The 18,979-nt window shown below is 67.6% G+C and carries 18 protein-coding genes; 13 read left to right on the top strand and 5 right to left on the bottom strand.

The features are described 5' to 3' along the window. Window positions 1-16 precede the first annotated feature (16 nt). Window positions 17-3,205, bottom strand: a complete 3,189-nt coding sequence (locus DM450_RS04390) for a YdbH domain-containing protein (protein ID WP_260610176.1) — start codon at window positions 3,203-3,205, stop codon at window positions 17-19. Between the two features lie 147 nt (window positions 3,206-3,352). On the opposite strand from DM450_RS04390, the gene radC reads away from it, so the two are divergent. From radC to DM450_RS04350, 8 genes are all read left to right on the top strand, one after another. Then, entirely contained in the window at window positions 3,353-4,084 is a 732-nt protein-coding gene (radC, locus tag DM450_RS04385) for a RadC family protein (RefSeq protein WP_142637500.1), read from the top strand. Next, window positions 4,084-4,845, top strand: a complete 762-nt coding sequence (locus DM450_RS04380) for an NRDE family protein (protein ID WP_142632762.1) — start codon at window positions 4,084-4,086, stop codon at window positions 4,843-4,845. Before radC ends, DM450_RS04380 begins: the two co-directional genes overlap by 1 nt. A gap of 101 nt (window positions 4,846-4,946) precedes the next feature. Next, complete coding sequence (locus DM450_RS04375) at window positions 4,947-6,038, top strand: endonuclease/exonuclease/phosphatase family protein (protein WP_142632761.1); 1,092 nt, start codon at window positions 4,947-4,949, stop codon at window positions 6,036-6,038. A gap of 105 nt (window positions 6,039-6,143) precedes the next feature. Further along, complete coding sequence (locus tag DM450_RS04370) at window positions 6,144-7,436, top strand: phospholipase A (RefSeq protein WP_142632760.1); 1,293 nt, start codon at window positions 6,144-6,146, stop codon at window positions 7,434-7,436. A gap of 136 nt (window positions 7,437-7,572) precedes the next feature. Continuing rightward, window positions 7,573-8,886, top strand: coding sequence for an adenylosuccinate lyase (gene purB, locus DM450_RS04365; protein ID WP_142632759.1), 1,314 nt, complete (start codon window positions 7,573-7,575; stop codon window positions 8,884-8,886). 101 nt (window positions 8,887-8,987) lie between these two features. Continuing rightward, window positions 8,988-9,332 carry a LapA family protein gene (locus DM450_RS04360; protein WP_142632758.1) on the top strand — a complete coding sequence of 115 codons (345 nt, stop codon included), beginning with the start codon at window positions 8,988-8,990 and terminating at the stop codon, window positions 9,330-9,332. Between the two features lie 4 nt (window positions 9,333-9,336). Next, the gene (gene pyrF, locus DM450_RS04355; protein WP_142632757.1) at window positions 9,337-10,014 is read left to right on the top strand and encodes an orotidine-5'-phosphate decarboxylase; all 678 of its coding nucleotides are present in this window, start codon (window positions 9,337-9,339) and stop codon (window positions 10,012-10,014) included. Between the two features lie 156 nt (window positions 10,015-10,170). Then, window positions 10,171-10,926 carry an SIMPL domain-containing protein gene (locus DM450_RS04350; protein WP_142632756.1) on the top strand — a complete coding sequence of 252 codons (756 nt, stop codon included), beginning with the start codon at window positions 10,171-10,173 and terminating at the stop codon, window positions 10,924-10,926. A 197-nt stretch (window positions 10,927-11,123) separates the two neighbouring features. Here the strand turns inward: DM450_RS04350 and DM450_RS04345 are convergent, their stop codons facing one another. Further along, the gene (locus DM450_RS04345; RefSeq protein ID WP_242526194.1) at window positions 11,124-11,483 is read right to left on the bottom strand and encodes a DUF4019 domain-containing protein; all 360 of its coding nucleotides are present in this window, start codon (window positions 11,481-11,483) and stop codon (window positions 11,124-11,126) included. Between the two features lie 110 nt (window positions 11,484-11,593). Between DM450_RS04345 and DM450_RS04340 the strand changes: the two genes are divergently transcribed. Then, window positions 11,594-12,235 (top strand): phosphoribosylanthranilate isomerase, encoded by a 642-nt coding sequence (locus DM450_RS04340; RefSeq protein ID WP_142632754.1) that lies wholly within the window; start codon window positions 11,594-11,596, stop codon window positions 12,233-12,235. Between the two features lie 172 nt (window positions 12,236-12,407). Here DM450_RS04340 and DM450_RS04335 read toward each other — a convergent pair whose 3' ends face one another. Further along, the gene (locus DM450_RS04335; RefSeq protein WP_142632753.1) at window positions 12,408-12,875 is read right to left on the bottom strand and encodes an outer membrane protein; all 468 of its coding nucleotides are present in this window, start codon (window positions 12,873-12,875) and stop codon (window positions 12,408-12,410) included. A gap of 256 nt (window positions 12,876-13,131) precedes the next feature. On the opposite strand from DM450_RS04335, the gene trpB reads away from it, so the two are divergent. The 4 genes from trpB to DM450_RS04315 all read left to right on the top strand — a co-directional run bounded on the left by trpB (window position 13,132) and on the right by DM450_RS04315 (window position 16,824). After that, window positions 13,132-14,388, top strand: coding sequence for a tryptophan synthase subunit beta (gene trpB, locus DM450_RS04330; protein ID WP_142637497.1), 1,257 nt, complete (start codon window positions 13,132-13,134; stop codon window positions 14,386-14,388). After that, entirely contained in the window at window positions 14,388-14,600 is a 213-nt protein-coding gene (locus DM450_RS04325; RefSeq protein ID WP_142632752.1) for a hypothetical protein, read from the top strand. The genes trpB and DM450_RS04325 overlap by 1 nt, the downstream gene beginning before the upstream one ends. Window positions 14,601-14,625: 25 nt before the next feature. Further along, window positions 14,626-15,402, top strand: coding sequence for a tryptophan synthase subunit alpha (gene trpA, locus DM450_RS04320; RefSeq protein ID WP_142632751.1), 777 nt, complete (start codon window positions 14,626-14,628; stop codon window positions 15,400-15,402). Window positions 15,403-15,528: 126 nt separating this feature from the next. Continuing rightward, the gene (locus tag DM450_RS04315; protein WP_142632750.1) at window positions 15,529-16,824 is read left to right on the top strand and encodes a bifunctional folylpolyglutamate synthase/dihydrofolate synthase; all 1,296 of its coding nucleotides are present in this window, start codon (window positions 15,529-15,531) and stop codon (window positions 16,822-16,824) included. Window positions 16,825-16,831: 7 nt separating this feature from the next. Here the strand turns inward: DM450_RS04315 and DM450_RS04310 are convergent, their stop codons facing one another. Together DM450_RS04310 and DM450_RS04305 are read right to left on the bottom strand one after the other, a co-directional pair. Next, window positions 16,832-17,458, bottom strand: coding sequence for a hypothetical protein (locus tag DM450_RS04310; protein ID WP_142637495.1), 627 nt, complete (start codon window positions 17,456-17,458; stop codon window positions 16,832-16,834). Window positions 17,459-17,603: 145 nt separating this feature from the next. Further along, entirely contained in the window at window positions 17,604-18,941 is a 1,338-nt protein-coding gene (locus tag DM450_RS04305) for an MFS transporter (RefSeq protein ID WP_142632749.1), read from the bottom strand. Between the last annotated feature and the right edge of the window lie 38 nt (window positions 18,942-18,979).

The raw sequence follows: 18,979 nt of genomic DNA, 5'->3' as shown, positions 1-18,979 counted from the left end.
GTCAATTGCGGGCCAATCATGGTTTTCTCTCGCTGTCTGAAGGCTGAATGGTGTGTTGTGCAGGATCAGTCGTTGTTCGGGCGGCTGCAGGGATGCCTGCGGCGGCTTTTGCCTGCGCCTGAAGCGCGGCCTCGGCACTGATGATGCGCGGATCCTTGATGAAGGTGGGGTCGTACAACGAGCGCATGTTGCCGAACAGGCTCATGAACGGCGCTTTCACATTGACGATGAAGTGGATCGGCAGCTTCGCCACTTGTTTGGTCACGAAGTTCTTGGAAGCCCCTGCCCCCTGGCTCAGCCCGTCAAAGCTGATCCGGGTAAGGATATCGCCCGCCAGCGATCCATCAAGACCGATCTCCATCTGCTTGTAATCGACCGATTTCAGCGCCGAGAAGGCAAAATTGCCCATCGCCGAGAGGTCCTTGTAGGTCAGCGCGCCGATATAGCTGACATTGCCCCCCGGCACCCGCGAGCGCAGGAAACCGTTGTCGATGTGCCCGCCGTTCTCGTCGAACACCAGCGGCACTTCGCCGTCGAACACGCCCGAGGCATTGATATTGCCGACTTCGAGGTGCTGCACGAAAGTCGCCGCGTTGAGCCCCTTGACGGTGAGCGTGTAGCGGCGCGTTTCCGCCGCGCCGATGGTCATCGTCGCCGGCTCCAGCGCCAGCGTGCCGTCCATGAACGGCCAGCGCGCGCCATTGATGCGCAGCAGGTAGTTCGGTTCCATCTGGAACGACAGCGTGCCATCGGTCACTTCGATGCCGGGATTGACCGAGGCGAGCCGGAGCGTCTGGTTCGGCGCCGTCACCATGCCCAGCAAGTCGGTAAAGACGACATCGCCGGACAGGCCCTTCACCGGACCGAACGCCGCCGCAAAGTCCAGTCCACCGGTGGAAAACCGGCCGTGGCTGGTCACCTTGTCCGCCGCCCAGTCGATCCGCCCGGTTCCCTTGACCGTCCCCTCGAGGTTCGAGACGACACCCACCATCATCGCCGAAAGCGTGCCTGCCTGCAGCTTGTCGTCGAAACGCAGGTCGTCGACCGCCAGATCGGCGTGGCCACGGGTCCGGTTGAGATCGTGGACGATGTCGGCGCGCACGATCGCCCGGTCGCTCTTCGGCTCGCGCAGCAGGGCGTTGGCGGTGATGACACCGTTCGCCAGCCGCAGCGTGGCATCACGGGCGACCAGCGGTTCGAAACGCGGTGCCTGCTGGCGGTCGACCAGGGTGAAATGGGCGCCCTCAAGGCTCAGCACGCCGCCCGCGTAGCGCCATTGTCCACCGGTTTGCCGCAGGTCCATCGGCACCGCGGCCAGCATCACGTCGCTTTCGTCGAAGGTTCCGGCGATGTCCTTGCCGACCCGGGCGCCGAGCCGGGCGATGCGGAAGCGCGAAGGCGCCTCGGCGGTGCCAAGCTCGACATCGATGCCCCGCGCCGCAAGCGCCCCGGGCCTGCCGGGCACTTGCGCATACCCCACCGCACCGCTGGTCAGGCGGATGCGGGTGCCGCCCAGCCGTCCGGTCAGGTCGAGCGCGGGGACACCCGCCGTGATCGCCATGCCGCCGCCGGCGCCAAGCGCCAGGATCGGCTTGCCCCGCGCGGGACAGACCGGCAGGCGGCGCCGGTCCAGTGTCAGATTGGCCAGCGCCAGACGCTCGAAGGCCACCGTGGTACAGCCCGGCCAGAGCGCCAGCGCACCATCGGCCGCCCAGCGTCCCTCGATCGGCAGCACCAGCCCGTCGGCCCGTCCGCCCGGCAAGGCGCCGGACAGGCGCGCCTCGCCGCCGAACGTCATCGCGCCGTCGGCGGCCTGGCTCACCAGAAGGTGCGGCAAGGCCATGCTCGCAGCGCCCAGCCGCGCATCGTCGGCCCGGTATTCCGGCATGCTGACGCTCAGCGCCAATCGGCCGTTCGCAGTGCTTTCCATGCGACCGGAGACGCGCGGCAGCCCCTGCCCGCTGCTGGCGAAATTGCCGGTGAAGACGGGACGACCCTTGCCCGCCGCCCCGAACACCCCTTGCACGCGCGACAGCGCCAGCAGCGAAGCGCCGCTGGTGCCGCGCCAGTTCCCGCGCGGGACAACCAGGCTCCACTGCCGCGCGTCGCGGCGCAGAATCACATGGGCATCAAGCGTCGAGCCGCGTGCCTCGCGCCCCAGCGCGGCGCGGATGCGGTTGGTCAGCGGGGCGACCAGCGTGCCCTCGCCGCTTCTGGCAAGGTCCGCCAGCGCGCGGTCGGCCATGGCCCCCGGCACCACGCCGCGCCCCGCCAGGTCGGCCTCGACATCGACGTTTTTCAGGCCGGGATCGCTGCGCACCTGTCCATCGAGCGACAAGGCCTGCACGCCGGCCTGCGGGGTGACGATCCCGCGCGCCGCGACCTTGTACGTCGCGGTCAGCGCCTGCTTGCGGAAAGTGAAGCGGCTGGAAGCGGTTAGCCCCCCAAGCCGGTTCTGCGCCAGCCGCAGCGCGCCGCCTTCGAGGCCCAGCCTTCCCTCGGCGCCGTCGAGCCGCGAATCGAGCGTGCCGTCGAACTGCAGCGCCGATTTCGCAAGGTGGATGTCCTGCGCAGGACAGTCGAGCCGGCCGAGCCGCAGCGGACCGGTGAAAGACGGCTTCTCGCCGCCGACCCGCAGCCTGCCGTAAAGCGTGGCCTGCGCCGCCCGGCATCCCGCCACCGCAAGGTCCGGCGCGACGACCGCCAGCCGCCCTTCGAAACCGCCACGCAAGGGGCCGATCCCGTCGAGCTTGGCGGCCACGCGGCCATAGTCGCTGTCGATCAGCGCGCGGCCGTCGACCAGGCCGATGTCGTAGTCGGGCAGCGGATGGTCCTTGTCGGCGGCCCCACCCGATGAAAGCGCCTTGTCGAGCGCGCCCAGGCTGAGCCTGCCGCCGTGATAGCGTCCGTAGAGGCGCGGGCGGACCAGCGTGATGCGGCCGATGCCCGGCCAGCCCCAGACCACCCGCGTCGCCACCCGCACTTCCTCGACGGTGAGGTCGGGGCGGCGCGGATCGCCGATCACGAGATTGCGTACCACCTGCTCCGAAGGCGAGATCGTGACGATCTCGTAGCGTGCGGGCAGGCCGAGCTTCTTCAGCTCGCTGCCGATCACGTTCTCGGCAATGTCCTTGCGCAGGATCCAGGCGGTGCCTGCGCCGAGCGCGAGGAGGGTCACCACGCCAAGCGCACTTGTCGCGACCATGCGCCTGCGGGCACGCGGCCGGGAACGTGGGGCGGCACGGGAGGGGCGGTCAGCTTCCGCCGGGGGGTCGGTCAGGTCTCGCACCTCGGACATTCAGATCGTTCACTTGCGCGTCTGCGCCGGGAAAGGCAATTGTTCGCAGAGCTTATGCCCGACCACGACAGTCTCTTCGATGAACCGACGGCCACCACCGGGCCAAAGGACGCGGGCAACGACCCCAGCGGGCACCGCGCGCGGCTGCGCAAGCGGCTGGTCGAGGGCGGCGGGGAAGCTCTGGCGGATCACGAGGTGATAGAACTCCTGCTGATGCAGGCCGTTCCCCGGCGCGACATGAAACCGCTCGCGCGCAGCCTGCTGCAGCGATTCGGATCGCTCGCGGGCGTGCTCCAGGCCGACGCGCGCACGCTGGCCGCCCATCCCGGCATGGGCGAGGCCAGCGCCGTCGCGCTGAAGATCGTCACCGTCGCCGCCACCCGCCTCGCCCGCCAGCGGCTGCGCGAGGCGCCGGTGATCGGATCGTGGCAGGTGCTGGTGGACTATCTCACCATCGACATGGCCCACCTCACCCGCGAACGCGTGCGCGTGCTGTATCTCAACGCCAAGAACATGCTGATTCTCGACGAGATGGTCGGCGAAGGCTCGATCGACGAGGCCGCCATCCACCCGCGCGAGGTGATCCGCCGCGCGCTCGACCTCGGCGCCACCGGGCTCATCCTCGTGCACAACCACCCCAGCGGCTCGCCCCAGCCCAGCCGCGCCGACATCGACGTGACCAACCGCATCGCCGAGGCCGGCCGCCTGCTCGGCATCGTGGTCCACGACCACGTGGTGATCGGGCGCGAGGGGCATGTCAGCCTGAAAGCCAAGGGCCTGATCTGATGTGTGTCGCCGCTCTTGCCTGGAAGGCGCATCCCGACTGGCCACTGGTTGTCATCGGCAACCGGGACGAGTTCCACGCCCGCGCCAGCGCCCCGCTGGCGCGCTGGGACGATGGCTCGGGCATCGTCGCCGGGCGGGACCTCGTCGGCCACGGCACCTGGATGGGGCTGAGCGAGGCGGGCCGCTTTGCCCTCGTCACCAATTACCGGGTGCCCGAAGGCGCGCAGCCCGGACGTCCTTCGCGGGGCATTCTGGTCACCGACCTGCTGCAGGGCCGCACGCCCGAGCCGGTGGCGACGATGAACCCGTTCAACCTCGTCGACGTGGCGGGCAGCGAGGCGCGCTTCCTCACCAATCATCCCAGGACCGAATCGCGCCCCCTCGCCCCCGGCATCCACGGCCTCTCGAACGGCGGCTTCGACGTGCCCTGGCCCAAGACCCGCGCGGTCCAGACGGCCCTGGCCGCGTGGCTGTCCAGCGGCGGACAGGACTTCGCGGCGCTGTTCGCCGCCCTGCGGTCGGAGCACCCGGATCGCCGCATCGCCCGCCCGCAGGACGGGCCGGAGCCGCGCTTTGCCCCGGTCTTCATCCGCGATTTCGTCTACGGCACCCGGTGCAGCACGGTGCTGGCCTTGTCTGCCGGTGGACAAGGCCGGATCGTCGAGCGCAGCTTCGCCCCGGACGGCAGCGTGACCGGCGAAGTGGCGCTGTCCTTCGCATGGCCCGGCCCGCTCCCCGCCACAAACCTACAAATCGCCTAGTTATCTTTGGAAACCCCCGTATCGTCCCCGGTTGTCCGGAACGATCGCGCTCCACTCACGACTTAGCCCCGACCGCCCCGACAGCAGGATCCCCCACCCGCATGCCCGGTCTCGCCCGCCTCTCCCTCCTCCCCCTGCTGCTGGCGACGGGCTGCTCCACCCTGCCGCCGCCCGTGGCCCACGTGCCTTGCGCGCAGACCCTGCCCCCGCACTTGTCCCGATCGCCGGACGGCGCCTTCGCCTCGACCCACATCACCGTGCTGACCTACAATATCGAGGGCCTCGGCTGGCCCGCCCGCACCGGCAGGCGCCCCTCCCTCGAACGGATCGGCCGCCGCCTCTCCGCCATGCGCGAGGCCGGGAGCGGCCCCGACATCGTGCTGTTCCAGGAAATGTTCAGCGATGCCGCCAAGCGCGCGGTCGCGGCCGCGGGCTATCCGGCGATCACGTCCGGCCCGCGCCGCACCACCGGCGCGCGGGGATCGACCCGCAGGTTCCTGCCCGGCCGCTCCAGCCTGAAGCGCGGCGAGATCGGCATCCACCTCTATGGCAGCGGGCTGGCGATCGCCTCGCGCTGGCCCATCGTCAACTACAGCCGCCGCGCCTATGGCCGCCGTTCCTGCGCGGGGTTCGACTGCCTGTCCAACAAGGGCATCGCCATGGCCCGCATCGCCATTCCCGGCGTGCCCACGCCGATCGACGTCTACGACACCCACATGAACTCGCGCGGGGCCTCGGGGGCGCCGGCCGCGCGCAACCTTGCCGCGCATGACCGGCAGGCGCAGGAAGCCTCGCGCTTCATCGACGAGACCCACGACGACGGCCTGCCGCTGGTGTTCGGCGGCGATTTCAACATGCGCCGCTCCGAGCCGCGCTGGGAGAACTTTTCCCGCTACCAGTCGCTCGGCCTTGTCCACCGCATCTGCGCGTCGCCCGATTCGGGCTGCGAGGTGAAGATGTCATGGGACGGCGACGAGCCCTGGATGGATACGCAGGACCTCCAGTTCCTCTGGAGCGGCGATGCGGTGAAGATCCGCCCGGTCAGGGTGGAAGCCCTGTTCGACGGCAGCCCGGACAGTCCGGTGCTGTCCGACCACGACGGGTTCATGGTGACCTACGAACTGCGCTGGAAGGCCGCGCTGACCCGCAGCCCCGCCTGCCCGGTGCCGGCGGCATCACCGCCTACGGGTTGATACGCTCGCAATCCCGAAAGAAATCGGTATCTTGCAGGAGGCGGCGAAGAACAGGTGCGATCCCGCCTAGCTTGTTTATCCGCACCGGAAGGTCGCCCCCTCCGCATGACTGGTTCACCTCGCTTCCTCCCGGCCTTCGCCCTGCCCATCATTCTGTCCGGCACCGCAATCCCCCAGGCAGTGCGGGCTCAGTCGGCGCTTCCCGCCACGATCGAAGTGCTGATCGGCCATGCCGAGACCGACAGCGAGGGCGGCGCCCTGCTCGACGTGCGGCTGCTCAACACCGGCGCGGCCGCCGCCGAGGCCAGCCTGCCCGCGGTGGTCGAGGCGCGGGTGACGCGGCCCGGCGCCTTCGGGGAAGGCCGCACCGTCACCTTGCAGCGCGAGGCATCGGCGCCGGCATCGGTGGCGGTCGCCCCCGGCCGCTTCACCACCGTCCGGTACCGGCTGGCCGGCGGCAGCCTTGCGGAAAGCGCCCAGCTCTCGGTGCCCGGCTGGGGCGGACAGGCCGTATCGCTCGCGGTGCAATCTCCCGCCCCGAATCCGGCCCCGAATCCGGCCCCTGAAGGCGGCCCGCCCTGGCACCCCGGCCCGGATGTGGCGCTCGCCGCTCCTCCGCCCCCGCCTGCCGCCATGCCGCTTCCGCCGACGCCGCCGCCCAGCGACCGCACGGTCGGCAACGCCTATATCGGCAACCTTTCCGCCTACGAGCCGACGTATGCGGTCTATGGCCCCGGCACCAACAGCGACGCACGCCTGCAGCTCAGCTTCAAGTACCAGCTGTTCGGCAGCCGCGCCCACGAAGGGGGCCGCGCGCTCGCCGACGGGCTCTACTTTGCCTATACCCAGCGCATGTTCTGGGATCTGGGCGCCAATTCCTCGCCCTTCCGCAACATCGATTTCCAGCCCGAAGCCTTCTACGTCTCCGCGCCCAAGGTGCTTTCCGACAAGGCCACGCTGAGCGCCCAGGTCGGCGTGCGCCACGAATCGAACGGCCGCGACGGCGACGATTCGCGCAGCATGAACACCATCTACCTCGCGCCAATGGCCGCGTTCACGCTGGCCGACGACTTGCGCCTGACCGTGCAGCCGCGCGTCTGGCTGTTCGTCGGCGATCTTTCCGACAACCCGGACATCCGGCGCTACCGCGGCAACAGCGGCATCTCGTTCCAGATCGGTCGGGAGAACGGCTGGCGTTTCTCCTCGCTCACCCGCTTCAGCTTCTCCAGCGGCAAGGGATCGACCAGCGGGGAACTCTCCTACCCGCTGCGCCGCCTGCTCGGCGGCGGGCCGGACTTCTATCTCTTCGGCCAGGGCTTTGTCGGCTACGGCGAGAACCTGCTCGACTACAACCGCCGCACCACCCGCCTGCGCCTCGGGGTGGCGCTGGTGCGCTAGGGGCCCTCGTCAAAAGGCGATTTGCGGCGTCCACGCCCGCCTGCCAGCCATCGCCGCTGCCATGAGCGCTGCCATAATCCTTGCCTTTGGGGCCTACCGCGCCTAGCGGCACCCGCGTCAGCCAAAGGAGTCGAACATGGTACCCCGCTACGCCCGCCCCACGATGACCGCGATCTGGGAGCCCGAAGCCCGTTACCGCATCTGGTTCGAGATCGAGGCCCACGCCGCCGTGAAGATGGGCGAGATGGGCACCGTGCCCGCCAGCGCCGGCCAGGCGCTCTGGGACTGGTGGGGCACCAACCCCCGGATCGACGTCGCCGCGATCGATGCCATCGAAGCCGTGACCAAGCACGACGTCATCGCCTTCCTCGACTGGGTGGCCCAGCAGGTCGGCCCCGAAGCGCGCTTCATGCACCAGGGCATGACCAGCTCCGACGTGCTCGACACCACGCTCAACGTCCAGCTGGTCAAGGCCGCCGACATCCTGCTGGAAGACCTTGATGCCCTGCTCGCCGCGATCAAGCGCCGCGCCGAGGAGCACAAGTACACCCCCACCATCGGCCGCAGCCACGGCATCCATGCCGAGCCGGTGACTTTCGGCCTCAAGATGGCCGAAGCCTATGCCGAATTTGCGCGCTGCAAGAAGCGCCTGATCGCCGCCCGCGAGGAAGTCGCCACCTGTGCGATCTCGGGCGCGGTGGGCACCTTCGCCAACGTCGACCCGGCGGTGGAACAGTACGTCGCCGACAAGATGGGCCTCGAAGTGGAGCCGGTCTCCACGCAGGTCATCCCGCGCGACCGCCACGCCATGTTCTTCGCGGTGCTGGGCGTGATCGCCAGCTCGATCGAACGCCTCGCCATCGAAGTGCGCCACCTGCAGCGCACCGAAGTGCTGGAAGCGGAAGAATACTTCTCGCCGGGCCAGAAGGGCTCCTCGGCGATGCCGCACAAGCGCAACCCGGTGCTCACCGAAAACCTCACCGGCCTCGCCCGCGTCGTCCGCTCGTCGGTGACCCCGGCGATGGAAAACGTGGCGCTCTGGCACGAGCGCGACATCTCGCACTCCTCGGTCGAGCGCTTCATCGGCCCGGACGCGACGATCACCCTCGACTTCGCGCTGGCCCGCCTCACCGGCGTGATCGACAAGCTGCTCGTCTATCCCGAGCGCATGCAGAAGAACCTCGACCGCATGGGCGGCCTCGTCCACTCGCAGCGCGTGCTGCTGGCGCTGACCCAGGCCGGCCTGACGCGCGACCAGTCGTACCGCCTGGTGCAGCGCAACGCGATGAAGGTCTGGGAATCGGACGGCCAGCTCTCGCTGCTCGAACTGCTCAAGGCCGACGAGGAAGTCACGGCCGCCCTGCCGGTCGAAGTGATCGAGGAGAAGTTCAACCTCGATTACCACTTCAAGCAGGTCGACACGATCTTCGCGCGCGTTTTCGGGAACTAAGCTCCCGGCCGACACTTCCCATGGCCGCCAATCGCGCTTAGCATTGCGCGATTGGCGCGACCAGACTTGCAGAACCAGCTGCAGGAATTGCCGGAGGAAGCATGAATATCATCCGCACCGTGCTGTGGATTGCCCTGACCGCGATCCTTGTCGCCTTCATCGCCATGAACTGGGCCAAGGTACCGGTCAATTTCTGGCCGCTCGACGACGGCAACTACGTTCACTTCGAATGGCCGGTCGGTTTTGTCGCCCTGTTGTTCTTCGGCCTCGGCATGCTGCCGGTGTGGCTCTACCTGCGTGCGGTGCGCTGGCGGCTGGGCCGCCGCATCGCCACGCTGGAGAACTCGCTGCGCGCCAGTTCGATGCCCTCGATGACGGCGCCTGCCAGCGTGCCCGAAGCCGCCCACACCCTAGATCCCTCCCTCGACCCTACGCCGGAAGTCTGATCCCATGAACCACAATCCCGTCTACCTCGCGCTCGACCTGCCCCGCCTCGACGCTGCCGAAGCGCTGGCCCGCAAGGTCGCCGGGCACATCGGCGGGATCAAGCTGGGGCTCGAATTCTTCTGCGCCCATGGCCACCACGGCGTGCACGAACTGCACAAGCTGGGCCTGCCGATCTTCCTCGACCTCAAGCTGCACGACATTCCCAACACGGTGGCCGGCGCGATGCAGGCGATCCACGTGCTGCAGCCCTCGATCGTCACCATCCACGCCGCCGGTGGCCGCGCGATGATGGAAGACGCCAAGGCCGCCGCGGGCGAGAACTGCAAGGTCGTGGCGGTGACCGTGCTGACCAGCCTCGACGGTGACGACCTCGCCTCGATCGGCGTCAACGACCAGCCCCACGCGCAGGCCCTGCGCCTTGCCGAACTGGCGCACTCGTCCGGTCTCGACGGCATCGTCTGCTCCGGCCACGAAGTCGGCGCGGTGCACAAGCAGTGGAAGGACGGCTACTTTGTCGTCCCCGGCCTGCGCCCGCACAATGCCGGCAACGGCGACCAGAAGCGCATCGTCACCCCGCGCCAGGCCCGCGACGACGGCGCCAGCGTGCTGGTGATCGGCCGCCCAATCAGCCGCGCCGAAGACCCGCTGGCCGCCGCCCGCGCCATCGAGGCCACGCTCTGACGCAAATTCCCGGGCCGGGCCAAGGCTGACGCCGCCCGGCTCCGTCTCTCCGTTCATCCCCCGGAAATGCACGGTTCAGCGCCGCGCAACCTCCCGGGCGGCAGACCGTTGATCCGGTCCTGATGGCCCGATCATGATGGATGGAGAGTGCGACTGATGAATTCCCCCCGACTGCTTGCCGCGACCGCCTTTGCCGCCCTGGCGCTGGCCAGCGCCCCTGCCGCCATGGCGCAGCAGAGCGTTCCCGCAATCGAAGCCGGACACACCCTGCTCACCGTCAATGCCGAGGGCGCGACCACCCGCACCCCGGACATGGCGAGCTATTCGGCCGGCGTCACCTCGCAGGGCACGACCGCCAGCGAGGCGATGGGCGCCAATTCACAGGCCATGGCCCGCGTGATCGCCGCGCTGAAGAAGGCCGGCGTGGCGGACAAGGACATCCAGACCACCAACCTCAGCCTCAATCCGGTCTATGCCGAACCCAGGCGCCAGCCCGACGGCAGCTTCTCGGGCGAGCCACGCGCAATCGTCGGCTACCAGGCGACCAACACCGTCACCGTGCGTCAACGTAAATTGGCAGACACCGGCAAGGTGATCGACGCGCTGGTGACCGCGGGCGCCAATCAGGTGAACGGCCCCGACTTCACGCTGTCGCAGCCCGAAGCCGCGCAGGACGAGGCCCGTACCGACGCGATCCGGACCGCGCGCGCCCGTGCCGACCTCTATGCCCGCGCCGCCGGGCTACGGGTCGTGCGGATCGTCTCGATCAGCGAGAGCGGCGGCTATGCGCCGATGCCGGTGATGTACGCCCGCAAGGCGGAAATGGCCTCGCTCGCCTCCGCGCCGCCGGTTGCCGCCGGTGAACTGCAGATGTCGGTGAACGTCACCGTCCAGTTCGAACTCGGGCAGTAAAAGTTCGCTTGAAAATTCGCTGAAGGCGAATTTTGCGGCACCGGCCCTCTCCCGTCCCGAAGAAGACGAAAAGGTCCGGGGGACCTTTCCGCTGAGGGGGCCGACCACCCGACAGGGTATTCTCATGGGTGGTCGGGTGGGGGAGAGGGCCGGTGCCGCGCTAAAAATGCCCCACGGGCATTTTTCGGACCAAACGGTCAGTTCATCATCATGTCCTGCGACTGGATGTTGTAGCCGACCAGCGCCATGTGTCCGCCGTCCCCCTTGCGATAGACAAACTGCTCGACCCCGCTGCCGTGCTCGAACGTTGTCTGCATGGTGAGGCTCACGAACGTGCCGCCGGTGGTGGCATTGGTGTTCCAGCCGACCTGCTTGCTTGAACGGACTTTGCCCAGCTTGCGGTGCACCGCATCGATCAGCATGCCGAACTGCGCCGGCTGGGTCGCCTTGCGGAAGTCGGGATCGGCGGCCTTCCAGATTTCCTGAGACCGTCCGGCGTCAAGCGCGCGGTGGAACCTGGCCACCTCCATCTGCGCGTCCGCGAACGACTCCTTCATGCCGCACCCCGCCAGCATTGCGGCAGCGGCAAATGGCATTAGATAGCGGCCAATTCGCTTCATCATCGGTCCCCTGCATGTCAGGGCCGCAATCTAGGCCAGAAAATCCAATGCCAACAGCGGCAATCAAGATCTGCGGGATCAGCACCAGCGAGGCGCTCGAGGCAGCGATCCGCGCGCGCGCCGATCATGCCGGCTTCGTGTTTTTCCCGAAGAGTCCCCGCAACGTCACGCCCGCGCAGGCCGCACAGCTGGCGGAGCGTGCGGAAGGGCGAATCGGCCGCGTCGGCCTGTTTGTCGATGCCGATGACGCCGCGATCGCGCAGGCCGTGGCCAGCGCCCGGCTCGACACCTTCCAGCTTCACGGCAGCGAAACGCCGCAGCGAGCCGCCGAATTGCGCGCGCGCTACGGTGTGGCGGTGTGGAAGGCGCTCTCCGTCGCCACGGCGGAAGATGCCGCCAAGGCCGCTGCCTATGCCGGTGCAGTCGATCTGGTGCTGTTCGATGCCAAGACGCCCAAGGGCACGCTGCCCGGCGGGATGGGCCTCAGCTTCGACTGGAAGCTGGTCGCGGGCTGGAAAGGCCCGGTGCCATGGGGCCTTGCGGGCGGATTGACGCCCGATAACGTAGCCGAAGCCGTGCGCCTCACCGGAACGCCGCTGGTGGACACCTCTTCGGGCGTAGAGAGCGCGCCGGGCATCAAGGACCACGACCGGATCCACGCCTTCGCCCGCGCAGTGCGTAGCAATTAAGTTTACGCCCCCGAACTGGGGGCAAGCGCCCCCGCTTGAAGGCAGCCCAAACAAGAAAGGGCGGCCCCCTCATGGGCCGCCCTTCCCTGGCTTACGCTCGCGGTGGAGCGATTCCGCTCAGGTGCCTCCGGCCCGACGCCTCGGTGGCGAAACCGGGCCGGAAGCAGCCAGATCAGAACTTCACGCCAACGCCGACGAGGCCGACGTCTGCATCGGGGGTGTTGTCGCCCACGAGCAGGTGCTTGTATTCAGCCTTGGCGTAGAAGCGGTTGTCGAGAGCCTGCTCGACGCCGCCGCCGACAGCAACGGCGCTGTTGCCGTACTTGGCGAACTTCGACTGCCAGGTCGAGTTGGCATAGAGCTTGGTGGTCGGGGTGATCTTGTAGCCGACGCGGCCACCGGCGCCCCACGAAACGCGGGTGTCGCTGGTCAGCACCTTGTCGGCCGAACCTTCAACGCCCACGAAGAACTTGCTGCCCAGGTCGTAGTCGTAGCCGACTGCGACGCCTGCGACTGCTTCGCTGTCGCTGCCGTCCCAGATGATGCCGGTGCGGGCTTCGACGCGCGCTTCATTGGCCAGAGCGGGGGTGGCGACGGCTGCGGCTGCAACGGCAGCCAGCGAAACGAGTGCGATACGCATTGTATTTTCTCCAGTATTTTCCCCGGCCCTCACCGGGGAGCCGCCCGCTGCGCTTCCTTTCCTTTCGCTCAGATGAACGAAATAATTCATAATTGCCCTGAAACGTCATGAAACTGCCACTTTCAGACACTATATTGCCATTAACGTTTGCACTGTTGCGTCATTTGCAATTGAATTCAGGCGGTTCGTCCCCATGCAAACGATTATCGGCGAAGGCGCTGGACTTGGCCGCCGCGCTCTGCCAATCGCCCCGATCATGACCACGCACGCGCCTGTGAACAGCTTCCGCGCCCTGCCCGACGAGACCGGCCACTTCGGCCAGTTCGGCGGTCGCTACGTCGCCGAAACGCTGATGCCGCTCATTCTCGATCTCGAGAAGGAATACCGGAAAGCACAGCAGGACCCCGCGTTCTGGGCTCAATTCGATGCGCTGATGAAGGATTTCGTCGGCCGCCCGAGCCCGCTCTATTTCGCCCCGCGCATGACCGACTATTTCCGCGCCAAGGCCCCCGTCGGCCCCAATGGCGAAAAGCGCGGCCCGAAGATCTACTTCAAGCGCGAAGAGCTGAACCACACCGGCGCGCACAAGATCAACAACTGCATCGGCCAGATCCTGCTCGCCATCCGCATGGGCAAGACCAAGATCATCGCCGAGACCGGCGCGGGCCAGCACGGCGTCGCCACCGCCACCGTCGCCGCGCGATTCGGCCTGCCCTGCAAGATCTTCATGGGCGCCAAGGACATCGAGCGCCAGAAGCCCAACGTGTTCCGCATGAAGCTGCTGGGCGCCGAAGTCGTCTCCTGCGAAAGCGGTTCGCAGTCGCTGAAGGACTCGATGAACGACGCGCTGCGCCACTGGGTCGCCAACGTCCACGACACCTTCTACATCATCGGCACCGCCGCCGGCCCGCACCCCTATCCGGAGCTGGTGCGCGATTTCCAGTCGATCATCGGCAAGGAAACCCGTGAACAGATGCTGGAAAAGGAAGGCCGCCTGCCCGACATGCTGGTGGCCCCGGTGGGCGGCGGATCGAACGCGATCGGCCTGTTCCACCCCTTCCTCGACGATCCCGAAGTTGCGATGACCGGCATCGAGGCGGGCGGCCACGGCGTCGACACCGACAAGCACGCCGCCTCGCTGACCGGCGGCAAGCCCGGCATCCTCCACGGCAACAAGACCTACCTGCTGCAGGACGAGGACGGCCAGATCACCGAGGCGCACTCGATCTCGGCCGGTCTCGACTATCCGGGGCTCGGGCCGGAACACTCGTGGCTGCATGAAAGCGGCCGGGTGAAATACGTGCCGATCAACGACGATCAGGCGCTGGAGGCCTTCCAGCTCTGCTGCGAACTGGAAGGCATCATCCCGGCCCTCGAAAGCGCCCACGCCCTTGCCGCGCTGCCGCAGCTGACGGCTCAGATGGACGAAGACAAGCTGCTCGTGGTCAACCTCTCCGGCCGCGGCGACAAGGACATCTTCACCGTCGCCGAAGCGCTGGGCGTGGAACTCTGATGAAGCGTAAAGTGGCAAAACTACTGTCGTTTTTTGCCACTTTCCTATTCGTCTATTTCGCCGTGGTCTGGCCGCTGAAATCGCTGTTTCCAGATTTCATGAGCGAATGGAGCGCAGCAATCTGCGGCGCACTTGCTTCACTGACGGTAACGGCCGGCAATAGCATTTTCGATCGTCGGTGGCCCAAGCCCAAAGCAGGATGGTCCGAGTGACCTCAAAGGAACGATTGCTCTCACGATGACCCGCTTCGAAACCGCATTCGCCAAAGGCCCCGCGCTCGTCTGCTTCATCACCGGGGGTGACGGCGACACCGCCGCCAATCTCGACGCACTGGTCGAAGGCGGCGCCGACGTGATCGAACTCGGCATGCCGTTCACCGATCCGATGGCCGACGGCCCGGCAATCCAGGAAGCCAACATCCGCAGCCTCGACGCGGGCACCAGGACCGCCGACGTGTTCCGCATGGCGAGCGAATTCCGCGCCCGCCATCCGCAGGTTCCGCTGGTGCTGATGGGCTATGCGAACCCGATGATCGCCCGCGGCGGCGAGTGGTTCGCGGACGAATGCGCCAGGGCCGGCGTCGACGGCGTGATCTGCGTCGACATCCCGCCCGAGGAAGATGCCGAGCTCGGTCCGGCGCTGCGCGGCAAGAACGTCTCGCTGATCCGCCTTGCCACCCCCACCACCGATGCGGCGCGCCTTCCGGCCGTTCTCAATGGCTCCTCGGGGTTCCTCTACTACGTCTCTGTCGCCGGTGTGACCGGCATGCAGCAGGCCGCGCAGGGCTCGATCGAGGACGCCGTGGCCAGGCTCAAGGCCGCCAGCACGATCCCCGTCGCGGTCGGTTTCGGCGTGCGCACGCCCGAACAGGCCAGCCAGATCGCCAAAGTGGCGGACGGCGTGGTCGTCGGCTCGGCACTGGTCGATCTGGTCAAGCAGCACGGCACCGAAGCGCCCGCCCATCTGCGCGCGCTGACCGCGGCGCTGGCCGAAGCGGTCCACGCCGAGCGCTGATCCGCTAAATTTCGTCCCCAATTTCGTCCCCAATTTCGTCATTGCGCAAAGCGTGACGACACAGCAATCCCATGCATCGCGGCAGCCTTCAGGGCTTGCCGCGATGTGCTTTTCCGGACGGGTGCCATGAAAGACTTCGCCACCTCCGCAGACCCGCGCGTCCAGGCCCAGCTTGACCGCCTCGCCGCGCTCTCGATCCCGCAGGGCCGTCTCGGGCTGGAGACGATCCACGCGCTGCTCGACCGGCTCGGCAATCCGCACAGGCGCCTGCCGCCGACGTTCCATGTCGCCGGAACCAACGGCAAGGGATCGACCTGCACGTACCTGCGCTTCATGCTGGAAGCACAGGGCCTCAAGGTCCATTCGGCCACCAAGCCGCATCTGGTACGCTACAACGAGCGTATCCGCCTTGGCGGCAAGCTCATCTCCGACGAAATGCTGGCCGACCTGCTGCGCGAAGTGCTCGACGCGGGCGAAGACCTCGGCCCCAGCTTCTTCGAGGTGACGACGGCGGCGATCTTCCTCGCCTTTGCCCGCGAACCGGCGGATGCCTGCGTGATCGAGGTCGGCCTCGGCGGGCGGCTCGATGCCACCAATGTCCTCGACCATCCGGCCGCCTGCGGCATCGTCACCCTCGGCATCGACCATGAAGCCTTCCTGCTGCGCCCCGAAGCAGGCGCACCGGAAGCCCCGCTGGCCCGCATCGCCTTCGAAAAGGCAGGCATCGTGCGCGGTCCGGCCCCGCTCGTCACGCTGAGCTATCCGGAAAGCGCCACGCTCGAGATCGAGCGCGCCGCGCTCACCGCCGGTGCGCCGCTCCACATGCGCGGGCGCGACTGGGATGCGACCGTTGGCGAGGTGATCGACTATTCCGACCGTCACGGCGAACTCACCCTGCCGCTGCCCCCCCTTCCCGGCACGCATCAGGCCGAGAACGCCGCGCTGGCCGTCGCCATCCTGCGCCATCAGGACCGCGTCACCGTCTCCCCCGAAGCCATGGCCGAGGGCATCCGCAACGCGAAATGGCCCGCCCGCCTCCAGCACCTCGGCGACGGCCCGCTGACGCACCATGCCGGCGCCCGCGAGGTCTGGCTGGACGGCGGCCACAACCCCGATGCGGGACTTGCCATCGCCCGCCATTTCGCGGGCCAGCGGCTCCATCTCGTGATCGGGATGCTCGCCAACAAGGACCCGCGCGCCCTCACCGCCCCGCTCGCAGCAAGCATCGCCAGCATTCATGCCGTGCCGGTTCCCGGGCATGACTGCCACGGCCCGGCCAGTTTCGGCCCCTCTGCCCGCGCGGCCGAAAGCGTCGCGGCGGCATTGGCCGCCCTGCCCGGCGACGGTCTGCCGGTCCTGATCGCCGGATCGCTCTATCTCTCCGGCGTGGTGCTGGAGGCGAACGCGGAAATTCCCGACTGATCCACGCTTACCCGGGCAATTTCCCGAAGGGCAGCAACTTGAGCGCCAGCGCCGCAGCCGCCTTGCCGTCGTTCGCGCGCAAGGCGGGCAGCATGGAGATGGCCGCACGCTTGAGGATCGCATCCAGCGGCGTCGGCGTCTGACCGGCAGCGGCGGCCTCGGCAAACCGGCGCGTCGCGGCCACGGAGCCATGATCGCTGCGGATCTGCATCAGGGCCGCCAGCCCCGGATAGAACGCCCGGTTGCCGCCCAGATCGACGGCACGGGTCAAGGCCGAAAGGCCCTGGTCCTTCTTTGCCCCCAGCGCCGTCCGCGCCAGGAAGCCGCCGAGTTCATCCACCGCGCCGAGGTGCCAGGCCGCTATCGCCATCTGCACTTCGGCATCGCGCGGGTTCTGTGCCAGGAGCTTCTGGAACACGTCCAGCGAGGCGCGCACGTCCGTCCGGCTGTGGGTCAGCTTGCCCCGATAACCGATGGCGACGCCGCGTTGCAGCGCCGCCTCGCGGTCTCCCGGATGGACGGCAAGCGCCCGGTCCGCCGCGGTGATGGCGCTGCCGATCAATTGCAGCGCGCGGGCCTTGTCGTCGGTCTTGAACGCGGCAGCCGTCAGAATATCGCGCGGCGTCTCCGCCATCACCTGAACCGGCGCGACGATCGCCAGGCCCAGCGCGGGAAGCAATGCCCCCCGCCGCAGCCTGGCCAGTGCAAGGAAGATCGTTCGTAACATCAAACACTTTCTCCCGAATGGTCAGCCGCGCACCCGCCCGATTTTCATACTGTCAGGAAGACTGGTCCGCCTCCAGCTCCGCCCTGTCCTCGCCCGCCGTGCCCATCGCCTGATCGACGAGGCCGGTGCGGCACATCCACCAGAACAGCACGATGCCCGGCAGCGAGGCAACCGTCGTCAGCAGATAGAAGTTCACGTAGCCCATCGCCTCGATCAGCGCGCCCGCCGTCGTGCCGGTAAGCAGACGGCCAACCACGCTCGCCGCAGCCGAGATCAGCGCGTATTGCGCGGCGGTATAGCGAAGATCGCACAGCGCCGAGAAATAGGCGATCACCACCACGCCGCCATAACCCGACGCGATGTTCTCGAAACCGATCGCGCCCGCCATGCCCCAGTTGCTGTGCCCGGCCGCCGCCAGCGCCGCAAAGCTGAGGTTGGAGGCGCCCATCAGGATCAGCGAGATCAGCACCGAACGCTTGAGGCCCATCTTCGCGAAAGCCACCCCGCCGATGAACACGCCGATCAGGTAGGCCCAGAAACCAAGACCCACGTCATAAAGCGCAATCTCGTCGTTCGAGAACTTAAGGTCGTCGAACAGCAGGCGGAAGGTCAGGTTCGCCAGCGTGTCGCCGATCTTGTGGACCAGGATGAAGGTCAGCACCAGCACCGCGCCATTCCGGCGGAAGAACTCGGCAAACGGCCCGGCGATGGAGTTCCACACTTCCACCACGCCGCGCTTCTCGACCACGACCTTGCGGCGCATCGGCTCGCCAAGGACCATCGCCGTCAGCATCGCGGGAAGCGCGAAGAAAGCGCAGGCGGCATAGCCCGCGCTCCAGCCATGGCGGGCCGAGACCACCAGCGCCAGCGCGCCGGCGCCGGCCGAACCGATACGCCAGCCGTACTGGCTCATGCCCGATCCGGTGCCGAGCTGGTAAGGCTTGAGCGTCTCGATGCGGTAGGCGTCGATCACGATATCGAAACTGGCGCCGGCCACGCCCACCAAGATGGCGGCGATCACGGTCGCGGAAATGTCGGCGGCAGGATCGACAAAGGCGAGGTTCAGCACCGCCGCGATCACGAACAGCCCGCAGACCATCATCCACGAGACGCGCTGGCCCATGCTGCCCAGCACCGGCAGGCGCACGCCGTCGATGATCCAGGCCCAGAAGACCTTGAGGTTGTAGACGAGGAAGGCGAGCGTGAAGGCCGTGACCGTCTTCTTGTCGATGCCGTCCTGCGCGAGGCGCGTGGTGAGCGTCGCGCCGATCATCGCATAGGGGAAACCGGAGGACAGCCCCAGCGCGAACGCGGCCAGCGATTCTTTCTCAACATAGGGTTTGACCGCATCCCAGACGCCGCGACGTTGTTCGATACTTTGGGCGTCCACGCAGTGATCTCCGGTTTCGACACGCGAATATGCTGATT

The sequence above is a fragment of the Sphingomonas sp. IC081 genome (genome assembly GCF_006874585.1).
Classification (GTDB): Bacteria; Pseudomonadota; Alphaproteobacteria; order Sphingomonadales; family Sphingomonadaceae; genus Novosphingobium.
Note: the sequence above shows the minus strand (reverse complement) of the source record. Positions and strands in the feature narration are given on the sequence as shown.

Excerpts from the sequence above, each read along its gene's own strand:
- trpB (WP_142637497.1), top strand. The coding sequence starts at position 13,132 with ATGACCACGCACGCGCCTGTGAACAGCTTCCGCGCCCTGCCCGACGAG.
- DM450_RS04390 (WP_260610176.1), bottom strand. The coding sequence starts at position 3,205 with ATGGTCGCGACAAGTGCGCTTGGCGTGGTGACCCTCCTCGCGCTCGGC.
- DM450_RS04315 (WP_142632750.1), top strand. The coding sequence starts at position 15,529 with ATGAAAGACTTCGCCACCTCCGCAGACCCGCGCGTCCAGGCCCAGCTT.
- DM450_RS04345 (WP_242526194.1), bottom strand. The coding sequence starts at position 11,483 with ATGAAGGAGTCGTTCGCGGACGCGCAGATGGAGGTGGCCAGGTTCCAC.
- DM450_RS04380 (WP_142632762.1), top strand. The coding sequence starts at position 4,084 with ATGTGTGTCGCCGCTCTTGCCTGGAAGGCGCATCCCGACTGGCCACTG.
- DM450_RS04340 (WP_142632754.1), top strand. The coding sequence starts at position 11,594 with ATGCCAACAGCGGCAATCAAGATCTGCGGGATCAGCACCAGCGAGGCG.
- DM450_RS04350 (WP_142632756.1), top strand. The coding sequence starts at position 10,171 with ATGAATTCCCCCCGACTGCTTGCCGCGACCGCCTTTGCCGCCCTGGCG.
- radC (WP_142637500.1), top strand. The coding sequence starts at position 3,353 with ATGCCCGACCACGACAGTCTCTTCGATGAACCGACGGCCACCACCGGG.
- DM450_RS04335 (WP_142632753.1), bottom strand. The coding sequence starts at position 12,875 with ATGCGTATCGCACTCGTTTCGCTGGCTGCCGTTGCAGCCGCAGCCGTC.
- pyrF (WP_142632757.1), top strand. The coding sequence starts at position 9,337 with ATGAACCACAATCCCGTCTACCTCGCGCTCGACCTGCCCCGCCTCGAC.
- DM450_RS04360 (WP_142632758.1), top strand. The coding sequence starts at position 8,988 with ATGAATATCATCCGCACCGTGCTGTGGATTGCCCTGACCGCGATCCTT.
- DM450_RS04370 (WP_142632760.1), top strand. The coding sequence starts at position 6,144 with ATGACTGGTTCACCTCGCTTCCTCCCGGCCTTCGCCCTGCCCATCATT.
- trpA (WP_142632751.1), top strand. The coding sequence starts at position 14,626 with ATGACCCGCTTCGAAACCGCATTCGCCAAAGGCCCCGCGCTCGTCTGC.
- DM450_RS04375 (WP_142632761.1), top strand. The coding sequence starts at position 4,947 with ATGCCCGGTCTCGCCCGCCTCTCCCTCCTCCCCCTGCTGCTGGCGACG.
- DM450_RS04325 (WP_142632752.1), top strand. The coding sequence starts at position 14,388 with ATGAAGCGTAAAGTGGCAAAACTACTGTCGTTTTTTGCCACTTTCCTA.
- purB (WP_142632759.1), top strand. The coding sequence starts at position 7,573 with ATGGTACCCCGCTACGCCCGCCCCACGATGACCGCGATCTGGGAGCCC.
- DM450_RS04310 (WP_142637495.1), bottom strand. The coding sequence starts at position 17,458 with ATGGCGGAGACGCCGCGCGATATTCTGACGGCTGCCGCGTTCAAGACC.